This window comes from Devosia pacifica, assembly GCF_014652635.1.
GTDB lineage: Bacteria > Pseudomonadota > Alphaproteobacteria > Rhizobiales > Devosiaceae > Devosia > Devosia pacifica.
The window spans coordinates 534,913-548,949 of the sequence record NZ_BMZE01000002.1 but is presented as its reverse complement, the minus strand read 5'-3'; the positions used below and the strand labels follow the sequence as shown (position 1 = coordinate 548,949).

The window sequence follows — 14,037 nt, the reverse complement described above, 5'->3', positions numbered from 1 at the left end:
AGGAGTTCATGCTCAAACGCCCCGCATCTGCCGCTGACATCCCCCGTTCGGTGCCGGTGTTCCCGCTTTCGGGCGCATTGCTGCTGCCGTTCTCGCATCGCCCGCTCAATGTGTTTGAGCCGCGTTATGTCGAGATGGTGGACGCAGCCTTGCGGGGCGAGCGGCTGATCGGCCTCATTCAGCCGGAGGACACGACAGTCGAAAGTCCGACGGATCGCTCGCCGCTGCAGTCCATCGGCTGCCTCGGGCGACTCACCCATTTCGAGGAGAATGGCGAGGGTCGCTACTTCATCATTCTTGAAGGCATTACCCGCTTCCGCATGGTCTCCGAGCTGACGGTGATGACGCCGTACCGCCAGTGCATCATCGATGCAGAGCCATTTTCGCAGGATTTCGTGCGCGATTATGGCGAGGACGCTGTAGATCGTGAACGGTTCGTACGGATGATGCGCGAATATGCCGATTTTGCCAGCATCGAATTGAACTGGGACGAAATCGAACGCACCGGCACTGCCGATCTCGTCAATTTTTGCTGCATGGTCTCGCCATACGGTGCCGCTGAAAAGCAGCAATTGCTGGAAGCCGGATCGCTCGAGGAGCGTGCAGAGACGCTTATCGCCTTGACGGAATACGAGATTGCGAGGGGCGGGGGCGACGCGGCCACCCTCAACTGAAGCAGCTGCTGGCAGCCATGACTACGCAAAGAGAAACGCTCGACCCAAAAACCCTCGAGATGCTGGTCTGCCCGTTGACCAAGACCCGCCTGACGCTTTCCAAGGACGGCACCGAATTGTTCTCGGCTGCGGCCAAGCTCGCGTTTCCCATCCGACGCGGCGTGCCAATGCTCAGCCTTGAAGAAGCGCGCCCTTACGATCCCGGGCAAGCTGAACGCCCACCAAGACTGACATCGTGAAGACCAGCCGGTCACTCATTTAACAAGACTTAAGAGCTACGGGTTAACTCTCATCGTAGCGCCTATCGGGCTTTAGCACCGATAGCTTTCTCTTGTTGTAAATCGCGGTCAGCCGCAGTTCTAAGTCAGTCCACCAATGTTCTCAAAACTCAGCGTCGCCTCGCGTGTCTACGGTGCTTTCGGCACCCTAATTGTACTCTTGATTATCGCAAGCCTCATTGGCTATGCCGGTGCCAATGTCATCGGCTCCACCTTTGACAACTATCGTCTCGCCGCACGGCAATCACTTGAAATTAGTGGTTATGATCGCGACTTGGCCGAGGCAAACGTTGCCTTGCTCAGCTATCGACTGTCGCCCACACCAGCCGCTGCGGCGTACCTGATTGAGCGCATGGAGGATGTTGCGACGAACGACCCAGACGGTGTGGCGCTGTTTGAAAACGATCCAGTGGCAATCGAACAGATTAGGTCTGTCGAGACTGCGGCCAACCAGTTCCTCGATATCACAGACCAGCTAATTACCGCCAGAGAAGACGGCGATATCCTCACTGTTTCATCCCTCAACGCTAGGATTGATATCCTGAAAGCGGAGATGAAAGAGACGTTCGACACGATGGCTGAAGCCACCCGTCAGCGTGAAGAAACTCTTGGCCCTCAGGCGAATACACAAGCAGAGCTGACTTCAGTACTTGTTGCGGTCATTGGTGGTGTCGCAGTCGTAATTGGCGCGATCCTCGCTTTCATCACTGGCCGCTGGCTGTCGCGAGCGATTGCGGCCATGACCGCCGTCATGCGTCGCCTCGCAAACGGCGAATTCGACATGTCGATCTCGGGCGCCGAGCGCGAACATGAGCTCGGCCAGATGGCCAAGGCCTTGGAAGTGTTCAAGAGCAACGGCAAGGCTATGGAACTGGCTGAAGTGGAGCGGGCAAGCGCCGCGCGGCAGACGAGCGAACGCGTAGAGATGATGGGCGCCTTCCAGTCCGCGTTTGACGAAGTGGTCGAAGCAAGTGTGAAAGGGGACTTCACCAGGCGGATCGACCGCCAGTTCGCTGATCCCGACATCAACAGGATCTGCCAGAATTTCAATGCGATGCTGGAAGCGATCAATGGCGCACTTGGCGAAGCGGGGCACGTGCTATCGGCTCTGGCGCGCACCGATCTGACCCAGCGCATGGAAGGCACCTATCACGGCGCCTTTGCGGCGCTTCGCGACGACACCAACGCAGTGGGCGAAAAGCTCACCAGCGTCGCGGATCAGTTGCGCCGGACGTCGAGTGCCCTCAAGACCGCCACTGGCGAAATTCTCGCCGGCGCCAATGACCTGTCAGAGCGCACGACCCGTCAGGCTGCCGCCATTGAAGAGACGTCGGCTGCAATGGAGCAACTCAGCACCACCGTCACCGACAACGCCAAGAAAGCCGGAAACGCCTATGAGCGCAGTCAGTCTGCGGCAAAGCTCGCAGGTGAGGGCGGCGCGGTGATGGGTCAGGCGACCACCGCCATGGAGCGCATCACCCAGTCGTCTGCCAAGATTTCCAACATCATCGGCATGATTGACGATATCGCCTTCCAGACCAACCTGCTGGCCCTCAATGCCTCGGTCGAGGCAGCGCGCGCCGGTGAAGCCGGCAAGGGCTTTGCTGTCGTGGCCGTTGAAGTTCGGCGTCTCGCACAATCGGCGGCACAGGCCTCTTCCGAGGTCAAGGCGCTGATCGAGCAGTCTTCGACAGAAGTCGACGGTGGCGCCAAACTCGTTGCCAACGCCGCCCAGAAGCTCGATGGCATTCTCTCAGCGGTCCAGGAGAACAGCACGCTGATGCAGGCGATTTCGGAGGCCAACCGCGAGCAGACATCTGCGATCAGCGAAGTCGCAACGGCGATCCGTCAGATGGACGAGATGACCCAGCATAACGCTGCGTTGGTCGAAGAAACCAACGCCGCCATCGAGCAGACCGAAGCGCAGGCACGCGAGCTCGACGGGGTTGTCGAAATCTTCGTAACCACCCCGCGCACCCCTATGGCCCGCGAGCGGAGCTTTGAGCGGCCGACCTCCGAGAAGCGTCCGCGTTCGGTGAAATCCACGGCAGAGACGTACCTTTCTCAAGGCAATGCCGCCTTGAAACAGGACTGGAGCGAGTTCTAGTCCTCGATATACGCTAGGGCGGCCTTTTCCGCCCTAGCGCTTTCCTTCAGCCAGCAGGATCGTCGCAGCAAAGCCCATGAACACGGCCGCGAAACCGTAGTTCAACAGCTTCGAGACCCATTTGTTCTGCTTGAGAGTGGCGGTCAGCCACTCCGCCGCAAGGACGATACCGAGAACGATCGGCAGCGACACGGCGATGAATTCGACGCCGAGAAACAACAGCTTGGGCGAGGCGGCAGGATCGGACGCTGAAACGAACTGGGGCAGGAACGTCACGAAGAACAGCGCGACCTTGGGATTGGTGAGATTGATCCCGAGCCCGGTCCAATAGCTTTGCATCAGGCTCGGCGCCCGCCCCCGCGCCTTGGCCACTGTCAGCCCGCCCTGGTCGCGGATCGCCTGGATTGCCAGCCACACCAGATAGAGCGCTCCCGCCAGCTTGAGCACGAAAAAGGCGGTGGGCGCCGCAAGGATCAGCACCGAGATCCCGAATGCCGCCAACCCGGTATGGATGGCAATGCCCGTCACGGCGCCCGCCATCGTGCTGAGCCCATGCGGACGTCCGTAGTTGATCGTACGCGATACGAACAGCGCCATGTCAGGACCCGGGGTGATCGCCAGCACCAGGCTGGCCAGCGCAAAAGCGAGCATGACCGGAAGATCGGGGATGAACTGCATGGGACCACCGTTTGCGTTTGGTTCGGACCCTAAGAGCCGGCAGACATCAAGGCAATGGCAATGCGTGGCTGCGCTTGACCGTTTCCATCGGCACGTCTGTCTTGACGCTTTGAACGCTTGGAATGCGGGTAAGGTGTTCGGCCTGAAACCGCCAATAGGCATGCAGGTCGGAGGTCACCACCCGCATGATTGCATCGCACTCTCCCGTCGTCAGATAGCACTCCACCACCTCGGGAAACCGCGCGACCGTTTCGGCAAAGCGCCGAGTGACGTCCGCGTCCTGCGTCTTGAACCACACGCGCACAAACACTGTGAGCCCCATGCCGACCTTGGGGCCGTTGAGAACGGCCACATAGTCCTCAATGACGCCGGCTTGCTCGAGCAATCTGACACGGCGCAGGCAGGGCGAGGGTGACAGGCCGACCGCGCTGGCCAGTTCGACATTTGACATGCGGCCATTCGCTTGCAGAGTGCGCAGTATACGCTTGTCGATTTCATCGAGGCGAATTGGCATAAACCGCTAATCTCCATCACCTCTGTGGCAGGAATGGCCAATAACTGCCCACGGATTGAAGCAATCGCAAGCAAATTGCGTCCCCATCCAGATATTCTTTGTGCAGATCATGGAGATCCAAATTGAGCAAAGACATCAACAAGGTGGTCCTCGCCTACTCGGGCGGCCTCGACACCTCGATCATCCTCAAATGGCTGCAGACCGAATATGGCTGTGAAGTCGTCACCTTCACCGCCGACCTCGGCCAGGGCGAGGAACTCGAGCCGGCGCGTAAAAAAGCGGAGATGATGGGCATCAAGGACATCCGCATCGAGGATGTCCGTGAAGAATTCGTCCGCGATTTCGTCTTCCCGATGTTCCGGGCCAATGCGGTCTACGAGGGCGTGTATCTGCTTGGCACCTCCATCGCCCGACCACTGATCGCCAAGCGTCTGGTCGAGATCGCCGAGGAAACCGGCGCCGACGCCATTGCCCATGGCGCGACTGGCAAGGGCAACGACCAGGTGCGCTTCGAGTTGTCGGCGATGGCGCTGAATCCGGCGATCCGGGTGATTGCACCGTGGCGTGAATGGGACCTGCAAAGCCGCACCCGGCTTATCGATTACGCCGAAAAGAACCAGATCCCGGTCCCCAAGGACAAGCGCGGCGAGGCCCCGTTCTCGGTCGATGCCAACCTGCTGCACACCTCCTCAGAGGGCAAGGTTCTCGAGGATCCGGGTGAGGAAGCGCCTGAGTACGTTTACCAGCGCACCGTCGATCCGGAAAAGGCACCGGACACGCCGCAGACCGTTCGCATCGGCTTTGAAAAGGGCGATGCGGTCTCGATCGACGGCGAACGGCTGTCGCCGGCGGCGCTGCTCACACGCCTCAACGAGATCGCCGGCGCCCATGGCGTCGGCCGGCTTGATCTGGTGGAAAACCGTTTCGTCGGCATGAAGTCGCGCGGCGTCTATGAAACGCCCGGTGGCACAGTCCTCCTCGTCGCCCATCGCGGCATCGAATCGATCACCCTCGACCGCGGGGCAGCGCATCTCAAGGACGAGATCATGCCGCGCTATGCCGAGCTGATCTATAACGGCTTCTGGTTCTCGCCGGAGCGGGAGATGCTGCAGGCGCTGATCGACAAGAGCCAGGAATTCGTCACCGGCGAAGTCACCGTCAAGCTCTATAAGGGCTCGACGCATCTGGTCTCGCGCACCTCGCCCTATTCGCTCTACTCGGAAGATCTCGTTACCTTCGAGGAAGGCACGGGTACTTACGATCACCACGACGCGGAAGGCTTCATTCGGCTGAATGCCTTGCGGCTTCGTACTTGGTCTTCCCGCAACAGGAGCGTCGGCTAACGCCGGCGCTTCGCCACTTGGGCAGGCAGTACAATTCCGTAATCTGCAATTAACCTGGCTGAGCCTACGCTTGTCTAATACTAAGCACCACCAGCGTATTAGGCGGGATATAATTGCAGACCGAAGCTGCGCAGTCGCTCGGAGAACTGGCGGATAGACTGCTGCTCGATGCAGCGCTCGAGAACATCCCGTACGGGTTTTGTGTCTGGAGCCCGCAGTTCCGCCTGGTCATGTGGAACGCGCACTATCTCGAGATCTACGGATTTCCCAAAAAGGAAATCCGCCGCGGCATGCATCTCACGGACGTCGTGGCCTTGTCGCAGCGCATGGGTAACCATGCCGACCAGACCGCCGAGGAATTCTACAAGACCTATACAGCGGAATTGCTCTCCAACCGGTCGGGGCTTCGCTACAAGAGCCAGGAGCGTGTTCACGGCGACCGTATCATTGAGACCGCCCACGCCTATTCATCAGCCCTGGGATGGGTGGTCACGCATGAAGACGTGACCGACGAAATTGCCCGTGAGGAAAACGCCGACCGGCGCAAGCGCGAACTCGAGCTGCAGAACCTCAGACTCGATGCCGCCGTCAACAATATCGGCCAAGGCCTGTGCATGTTCGACAGGCATGGCCATCTGGTGATCTGCAACCGCCCCTATGCGCGCATCTACAACCTGCCCGAGCCGCTCCTGAAACCGGGCACGCCGCTACATGACATTCTCGGATATCTGTTCGAAACCGGCATGTTCACCGGCGGGACCCGCGAGGAATACCTCGCCTGGCGCGAAGATGTCATCCATCAGGGCGAATACGGCAAGGCGGTGCACGAGCTGAATGGCCGTACCGTGATCATGCAGCATCACCCGATGCCGGATGGCGGTTGGGTCTCGACCCACGAGGACATTACCGAACAACAAGAAATCGAGTCACGCATCCAGCATCTTGCACGGCACGATGCCCTGACCGATCTGCCGAACCGCGCCCAGTTCCTCGCCGAAATGGACGCGCTCGAGATGGCCCTGAAGCGCGGCGAAAAAGCCGCCGTGTTCTATATCGATCTCGATCACTTCAAGCACATCAATGATACGCTGGGGCATTCTGCTGGTGACCAGTTGATCAAGCTCGCCGGCGAGCGTCTGGCGCTGGCAAAGCGCGACAGCGACGTGCTTGCGCGCCTCGGTGGGGACGAATTTGCATTGCTTTTGAGGCCCGTCGCAGGGGAGCGCGATGCACAGAGCCTTGCCGAGCAGATCATCGAGACGATTTCACGCCCTTTCATTATCGGCGAACAGAAAGTCGAGATCGGTGTGTCGGTGGGTATCGCCATGGCCCCGGGTGATGGCCGGTTGGCCGAAACCCTGATCAAGAACGCCGATATCGCGCTTTACAAAGCCAAGGCTGAGGGGCGTTCCACCTACCACTTCTTCGAAGCTGAACTCGATGCCGCTCTGCGCCGCCGCCGCGCGATCGAGGCCGGCTTGCGGGGCGCCATAGAACGCAACGAACTGCACCTGGCCTTTCAGCCGCTGCTCGGACTCGAGGCTGATCGCATTGCCTGCGCCGAAGCTCTTTTGCGCTGGGAGTTCGAGGGCCGGACAATCGCGCCGGACGAGTTCATCCCGGTGGCAGAAGAGACGGGCTTGATCGTGCCCATCGGCGCCTGGGTTCTGCGCCAGGCCTGCCTTGTCGCAAGGGATTGGCCGAAACATGTCCGGGTCGCAGTGAACCTCTCGGCAGTTCAGTTCCGCTCGGCAAACCTGTTCAGCCAGGTCGAGGCTATCCTCGCCGAAACCGGGTTCGACCCGACGCGGCTCGAACTCGAGATCACCGAGTCCTTGCTTTTGGCCCAGAACGACCAGGTCCTGCGTACGCTCCACAGGCTGAGATCGCTCGGCATCCGCATTTCCATGGACGATTTCGGCACCGGCTATTCCTCATTGAGCTATCTGCGCAGCTTCCCATTCGACAAGATCAAGATCGACCGCTCTTTCATGCGCGGCTTGGCCACACCTGGCGACAGCCTTGCCATCATCAAGGCAATCATCGGTCTCGGAAAAAGTCTCGGCATGACGACGACGGCAGAAGGCGTGGAAACGCCTGAGCAGCTCGAACTCATGCGCGCCAATGGCTGCGACGAAATTCAGGGCTTTTACTTCTCGAAGCCCGTGTCGGCTGCCGATTTCGCCCTCCTTCTGGCGACCGCCGACGCTTCGCAAAAGGCAGGCGCGCACCTCTAGTCGACAGATGGTCGCGCGTCTCCTTGCGAGCACGAGGCTCTCGCGCATCAAGACCAGCGCATGCCGGCATTGCGTCACATCGTCTTGTTTCCGTCATCGCTCTGGGCTATTGCAGGCCGCAAAGCTCCGGGACCAGGGTCCCGCAGCCAGATTCCTGCATGATCGGCCGGTTGCGATTCACGAGCCTCATCCCGTGAATACCCTTCGGATCATGCCAACCAGGCAGACCGAAACGCCCATGAACTTGCGCAATATTGCAATCATCGCCCACGTTGACCACGGCAAGACCACCTTGATCGACGTCCTTCTCAAGCAGTCAGGCGTGTTCCGCGACAACCAGCGCGTTGATGAACGTGCAATGGATTCGAACGATCTCGAGCGCGAACGCGGCATCACCATCCTTGCCAAGGTGACTTCGCTCGAATGGGGCGACACCCGCATCAATATCGTCGATACGCCCGGACACGCCGACTTTGGTGGCGAGGTCGAGCGCATCCTCTCGATGGTCGACGGCGTGGTTATCCTCGTCGATGCCGCGGAAGGTCCGATGCCGCAGACCAAGTTTGTGCTTGCAAAGGCGCTTGCACAGGGCCTCCGTCCGATCGTTGCGATCAACAAGATCGATAAGCCGGACGAGCGTCATCTTGAGGTTCTCGAGGAGATCTTCGACCTGTTCGTTGCTCTCGACGCCACCTCCGAACAGCTCGATTTCCCTATCCTTTACGGCTCCGCCAAGCAGGGCTGGATGGCTGCCGAGCCCGAGGGCCCGAAAACCGACATGGCGCCGCTCCTCGACAAGGTGGTTGAGCATGTTGCCGAGCCGACCGTCGAAGACGGCGAATTCCGCATGCTGGTCACCACCATTGAGCGCAACCCCTTCCTCGGCCGCATCCTCACTGGTCGTATCTTTTCGGGCACCGCCAAGGCGGGCGAGACCGTTCACGCGCTTAGCCGTGACGGCAAGCAGGTCGAAAAAGGCCGCATCTCCAAGGTGCTTGCCTTCCGTGGCCTTGAGCGCCAGCCAATCGACGTCGCCGAGGCGGGCGATATCATCTCGATCGCCGGCCTCGAAACCACAACCGTGTCGGACACCGTCGCCGTGCCGGCGATCAACGAAGCCCTGCCGGCGCGCCCGATCGACCCGCCAACCCTGTCGATGACCTTCCGCATCAACGACGGCCCGCTGGCTGGCCGCGAAGGCGACAAGGTTCAGTCACGCGTCATCTATGAACGCCTGATGCGTGAGGCTGAAGGCAATGTCGCGATCAAGATCACGCGCGGTACCGATAACGACTCGTTCGAGGTTGCCGGCCGCGGCGAATTGCAACTCGCTGTTCTTATTGAAACCATGCGCCGCGAAGGCTTCGAGCTGACCGTTGGTCGCCCGCGCGTCCTCTTCAAGGAAGAGAACGGCCAGACGCTTGAGCCAATTGAAGAAGTCATCATCGACGTTGATGATGAGCACACCGGCGCTGTAGTCCAGAAGCTCTCCGAGCGCCGTGGCGATCTCGTCGAGATGCGTCCTTCGGGCACCGGCCGTTCGCGCCTGCGCCTGCTTGTGCCGACGCGCGCCCTGATCGGCTATCAGCCTGAACTGCTTTCGGACACACGCGGTACGGCGATCTTCAACCGTCTGTTCCACGATTATCAGCCGCACAAGGGTCCACTGCCGACCCGGCGCACCGGCGTTCTGATCTCGAACTCGAACGGCCAGGCGGTCGCCTATGCGCTGTTCAATCTCGAGGATCGCGGTCCGATGCTGGTCGATGCCGGCGTCGATGTCTATGAAGGCATGATCATTGGCGAGCACACGCGCGAGAATGATCTCGAGGTGAACCCGATCAAGGGCAAGCAGCTGACCAACATCCGCACCACTTCAAAGGATGAGGCGGTGCGCCTCACACCGCCGAAAAAGCTCTCGCTCGAACAGTCTCTCGGCTACATCGCCGACGACGAATATGTCGAGGTCACTCCCAAGTCGATCCGACTTCGCAAGATCTTCCTCGACCCGAACGAGCGCAAGAAGCAGATGCGCGCCGCCAAGGCCAGCTAATAGCCGCCTACGCCGGGCAGGAAATGTTCCTGCCCGGTGCTAAACCTTTATCCACCTTCCCGCATTATGGCTCGGTCGAACAGCCAAGGAGTGGGCATGAGCGAGTGGATTATCGGCGTCATCACGGACTGGAGCTATCTCGGGCTCTTCTTCCTGATGCTGCTGGAGAACGTCTTTCCCCCGATACCATCCGAGCTGATCATGCCCTTTGCGGGGTATGCCGCCGCAAACGGAGAACTCAGTACCCTTGGCGTGATGCTGGCGGGCACGCTCGGTTCGCTCGCCGGAACCTCCGCCTGGTACGCTGCAGCCCGTATGCTTGGCCTCAAACGGTTCACCTGGCTGTGCAACAAGCTCGGCCGCATCGCGACCATCACAGAACATGATATCGACATGGCTGTGCGCTGGTTCGAAAAATACGGTCCGGCAGCCGTTTTCATCGGACGTCTCATCCCCGCCATCCGCACGCTGATCTCCGTTCCGGCGGGCCTTGCCGCAATGCCGCTCTACAGGTTCCTTGCAATCACCACCTTCGGAACGCTCTTGTGGAACGGCATCCTCCTTGGCGCAGGCTTTCTGCTGCACGAGAACTACGAGGCCGTCGAAGGCTGGGTCGACCCGGTATCGACCGCCGTCGTCGTGATCGGCGTGCTGGTTTATATTTACCGCTTCGCGACCTGGAAGCCGATCAAGGATATCGGCTAGCCACGCCTCATGCGGCTTGCCGAAGTGTACCCAAGCCACTAGATACCCAGGATATCCAATAACCGGAGACGCCCATGCGCGCCGTGCTCGACATCATCCTGCTGATCCTGTCGCTTTACTGGTGGATCGTCCTCGCCATGATCATCATGAGCTGGCTGATCTCGTTCAACGTCATCAACACGCGCAATCAGTTTGTCGCAGCGGTCTGGCGTATCCTCAACCAATTGACCGAACCTGTACTCAATCCGATACGGCGGGTTGTGCCGAGCTTTTCCGGTCTCGATATCTCCCCGATCATCCTGTTCCTGATCCTGTTCTTCATCGAGCGGGTGATAATCTACTACATCTACCCCAACGTATATTGAGCGCCTTGCCCGGCTTCTGCAAAATCGAAAAGGGCAAGCTCTTGTTGAGGGCGCGTGTCACCCCGAATGCGGCGCGCGATGCTGTCGAAGGAAGCGAAACGCGCGATGATGGGCAACAGGTGCTGCGCGTGCGCGTTCGCGCCGTGCCCGACAAGGGACGTGCTAACACCGCGGTAACGCGGCTGCTGGCGCGCACCACGGGGATCGCGCCCTCGGCAATTCGCCTCACCTCCGGAGCCACAGCCCGGATCAAGACGTTCTGCCTCGACATTTCAGCAGAACAGCACCCCGCTGTTCTGGCGCGCTTGGCAGAGATCGCCTGAGCGTTATCTTGGCATTGAGCCGAAAAACAGGTCCGACCCGACCAACAGCGCGGAGCCCTAAATGCCGGAACTGACCGGAAAGCCCATACTTGAAGTCAGGAACGCCGAGATTGCCGACATACCGGGCATTCTCGATCTGACACGGCGTGTCTACCCGGAAGAAAGCGCCTATCTGCCCGGCTCCATTCGTGGGCAGATCCATGCTTTTCCAGAAGGTCAGTTCGTCGCCGTCTTCGATGGCGAGATCGTCGGCTATGCCGCGACCCTGCAGGTGGCGGAAAGCCAGATTTTTCGCCAGCACACCTGGGTGGATATCACCGGCGGCGGTTATGCCAGCCCGCATAACGGCAAGGGCGAATGGCTCTATGGTGTAGAAGTATGCGTCGATCCGGGCCGCAGGCGCGCCAAGATCGGCAAGCGTCTCTATGAGGTCCGCCAGCGCCTTTGTGAGGAGATGCAGCTCAAGGGCATCGCCTTTGGCGGCCGCATCCCAGGGTTCCGGCGCCATCGCAAGGACTATTCGGACCCGGCAGCCTATGTTGCCGCGGTGCGCGAGCGCGAAGTGCGCGATCCGGTAGCGAGCTTTCAGATGAAGCTTGGCTTCGAGCCGGTGATGGCGCTGCGCAACTACCATACGGAAGACCGTGCCTCAGGTGGGCATGCCGCCCTGATGATCTGGCACAATCCTTATTACGATCCGCACGAGATCGGCCAGCCGATCAGTCATCGCGGCCGCGAGACGGTGCGCGTCACTACCGTTCAGCTCGGTGCCCGTTGGGTTCGCGATCACGACGACTTCTTCGCCCACATCCGCTATTTCGTAGAAGTTGCTGCCGATTACGGCTCGGACTTCGTGGTATTCCCCGAACTCTTCACACTGCTGCTGCTGTCGAGCGAGCCCCAACTGGCGCCGCACGATGCAATTCGCCGGCTGACGGAATTTACACCGGAATTCGTCGAGCGCATGCAGCAAATGGCCCTGGCGCTCAACATCAACATTATCGGTGGCTCGCACCCGACCATTACCGATGATGGCGATATCCAGAACGTCAGCTACGTCTTCCTGCGCGACGGCACCATCCATGCGCAGGAAAAGCTTCACCCCACGCCCGACGAGCGCGATTCCTGGGGCACGGTCGGCGGGGATGCGATCGATGTCATCGACACCGATTGCGGCCCGATCGGCGTCATGATCTGCTATGACAGCGAATTTCCGGAACTGGCGCGGCGGCTTGCAGACCAGGGTGCGCGCATTCTGTTCGTTCCGTTCTGCACCGATACCCGTCACGGGCACCTGCGTGTCCGTTTCTGCTCGCAGGCGCGCGCCATCGAAAACCAGTGCTATGTCGTCACGTCCGGCATTACCGGCAATCTCGCCAATGTCGACAATCTCGATATCAACTACGCCCAGTCAGCGATCCTGACGCCGTGCGACATGCCGTTCGCGCGCGACGGCATTGCTGCCGAATGCAGCGAGAATGTCGAGATGGTGGCGGTGGCCGACCTCAACCTTGCGACGGTACGCTGGGCGCGCGCGCAAGGCGCTGTCCGCAATCTGCGCGACCGGCGATTCGATCTCTATCGCGTCCGCTGGTGGGACGGCGGCTGAGGAAAAACAAAAGGGGCGGTGCCAATGGCACCGCCCCTTTTCTTCTGGCTGTTTATCGCCTCTCAGACCACATCACCCGCAGCGTTGAAGACATGGCACCGCTTGGTGTCGATATAGGTCTCGATCTGCGAACCGAGCGGCACTTCGCGCTGGCCCTCGAGGGCGAGTGTCATGGCGGTGCCATCAGGCGTCGTGGTGTAGATGATGGTCTGGCCACCGAGATGCTCGACGAGATCGACGGTCACCGTGCTGAAATGCTTGCCGGACCCTTCGGTGATGGTGATGTGCTCCGGGCGTACCCCGAACGTCACCTCATCGCCCTGACTGGCGTTCACCTTACGGTCGAAGGTCAGTGAAGATCCGGCGACTGCCAGCTTGGCACTGCCTGCGTCCTGTCCCTCGACCTTGGCCTTTAGGAAGTTCATCTTCGGCGAACCGATAAACCCGGCGACGAACAGGTTCTTGGGGTTATTATAGAGTTCGAGCGGAGGACCGGCCTGCTCGATGTGACCGGCCGACAGCACGACGATCTTGTCGGCCATGGTCATGGCCTCGATCTGGTCGTGTGTCACGTAGATCATGGTGTTGCCGAGATCGTTGTGAAGCTTGGCAATCTCGACGCGCATTTGCACGCGCAGCTCGGCATCGAGGTTGGAAAGCGGTTCGTCAAACAGGAACAGCCGCGGCTCGCGCGTGATCGCCCGACCGATCGCAACGCGCTGGCGCTGACCGCCCGACAGTGCCTTCGGCTTGCGCTGCAGCAGCGGCTCGATCTGAAGGATTTCGGCCGCGCGCTTCACCTTGCGCTCGATCTCTTCCTTTGGCGCCCGTGCCGTTTCGAGGCCGAACGACAAATTCTTGTAGACCGACATATGCGGGTAGAGCGCGTAGGACTGGAACACCATCGCGATCCCGCGCTTCGCAGCCGGGACCTCGTTCATCCGGTCACCCTCGATCAGCATGTCGCCGCCGGTGATCGGCTCGAGGCCGGCAATCATCCGCAAGAGCGTGGACTTGCCACAGCCTGAAGGACCCACGAACACGGTGAACTCACCCGGCTCGATCATCAGATCAATGCCATGAATGACTTCAACATCCCCGTAGGACTTGCGAATCTTCTTGAGTTCGACGCTAGCGGCCATTGCGGGTTT

General features: G+C 60.1%; 13 protein-coding genes. 10 read left to right on the top strand and 3 right to left on the bottom strand.

Annotated features, from left to right (window positions below; all coding sequences use genetic code 11):
* The first annotated feature begins 8 nt into the window (after positions 1–8).
* From IE127_RS09800 to IE127_RS09790, 3 genes are all read left to right on the top strand, one after another.
* Positions 9–674, top strand: coding sequence for an LON peptidase substrate-binding domain-containing protein (locus tag IE127_RS09800; protein WP_189425498.1), 666 nt, complete (start codon positions 9–11; stop codon positions 672–674).
* A 17-nt stretch (positions 675–691) separates the two neighbouring features.
* Positions 692–913: a Trm112 family protein gene (locus IE127_RS09795; protein ID WP_189425497.1), complete on the top strand. Its 222-nt coding sequence runs from the start codon at positions 692–694 to the stop codon at positions 911–913.
* A gap of 136 nt (positions 914–1,049) precedes the next feature.
* Positions 1,050–3,059 (top strand): HAMP domain-containing methyl-accepting chemotaxis protein, encoded by a 2,010-nt coding sequence (locus IE127_RS09790; protein ID WP_244640089.1) that lies wholly within the window; start codon positions 1,050–1,052, stop codon positions 3,057–3,059.
* A 33-nt stretch (positions 3,060–3,092) separates the two neighbouring features.
* On the opposite strand, the gene IE127_RS09785 is transcribed toward IE127_RS09790, so the two are convergent.
* Positions 3,093–3,737 (bottom strand): LysE family translocator, encoded by a 645-nt coding sequence (locus IE127_RS09785; RefSeq protein ID WP_189425496.1) that lies wholly within the window; start codon positions 3,735–3,737, stop codon positions 3,093–3,095.
* A gap of 46 nt (positions 3,738–3,783) precedes the next feature.
* Complete coding sequence (locus IE127_RS09780) at positions 3,784–4,251, bottom strand: Lrp/AsnC family transcriptional regulator (RefSeq protein ID WP_189425495.1); 468 nt, start codon at positions 4,249–4,251, stop codon at positions 3,784–3,786.
* 122 nt (positions 4,252–4,373) lie between these two features.
* Here IE127_RS09780 and IE127_RS09775 point away from each other — a divergent pair, with 122 nt between their 5' ends.
* From IE127_RS09775 to IE127_RS09745, 7 genes are all read left to right on the top strand, one after another.
* On the top strand, positions 4,374–5,594 hold the full coding sequence (locus tag IE127_RS09775; RefSeq protein ID WP_189425494.1) for an argininosuccinate synthase: 1,221 nt from the start codon (positions 4,374–4,376) through the stop codon (positions 5,592–5,594).
* 113 nt (positions 5,595–5,707) lie between these two features.
* On the top strand, positions 5,708–7,831 hold the full coding sequence (locus IE127_RS09770; protein WP_189425493.1) for a putative bifunctional diguanylate cyclase/phosphodiesterase: 2,124 nt from the start codon (positions 5,708–5,710) through the stop codon (positions 7,829–7,831).
* A gap of 238 nt (positions 7,832–8,069) precedes the next feature.
* On the top strand, positions 8,070–9,884 hold the full coding sequence (gene typA, locus IE127_RS09765; protein ID WP_189425492.1) for a translational GTPase TypA: 1,815 nt from the start codon (positions 8,070–8,072) through the stop codon (positions 9,882–9,884).
* A 96-nt stretch (positions 9,885–9,980) separates the two neighbouring features.
* Entirely contained in the window at positions 9,981–10,589 is a 609-nt protein-coding gene (locus IE127_RS09760; RefSeq protein WP_189425491.1) for a DedA family protein, read from the top strand.
* A gap of 74 nt (positions 10,590–10,663) precedes the next feature.
* Entirely contained in the window at positions 10,664–10,954 is a 291-nt protein-coding gene (locus IE127_RS09755; RefSeq protein ID WP_189425490.1) for a YggT family protein, read from the top strand.
* The gene (locus tag IE127_RS09750) at positions 10,951–11,277 is read left to right on the top strand and encodes a DUF167 family protein (protein WP_189425489.1); all 327 of its coding nucleotides are present in this window, start codon (positions 10,951–10,953) and stop codon (positions 11,275–11,277) included. The genes IE127_RS09755 and IE127_RS09750 overlap by 4 nt, the downstream gene beginning before the upstream one ends.
* Before the next feature lie 61 nt (positions 11,278–11,338).
* A complete protein-coding gene (locus IE127_RS09745) occupies positions 11,339–12,886 on the top strand; it encodes a carbon-nitrogen hydrolase family protein (RefSeq protein ID WP_189425488.1) in 1,548 nt (515 codons plus the stop codon).
* A 62-nt stretch (positions 12,887–12,948) separates the two neighbouring features.
* Here IE127_RS09745 and IE127_RS09740 read toward each other — a convergent pair whose 3' ends face one another.
* The gene (locus tag IE127_RS09740) at positions 12,949–14,028 is read right to left on the bottom strand and encodes an ABC transporter ATP-binding protein (RefSeq protein ID WP_189425487.1); all 1,080 of its coding nucleotides are present in this window, start codon (positions 14,026–14,028) and stop codon (positions 12,949–12,951) included.
* Between the last annotated feature and the right edge of the window lie 9 nt (positions 14,029–14,037).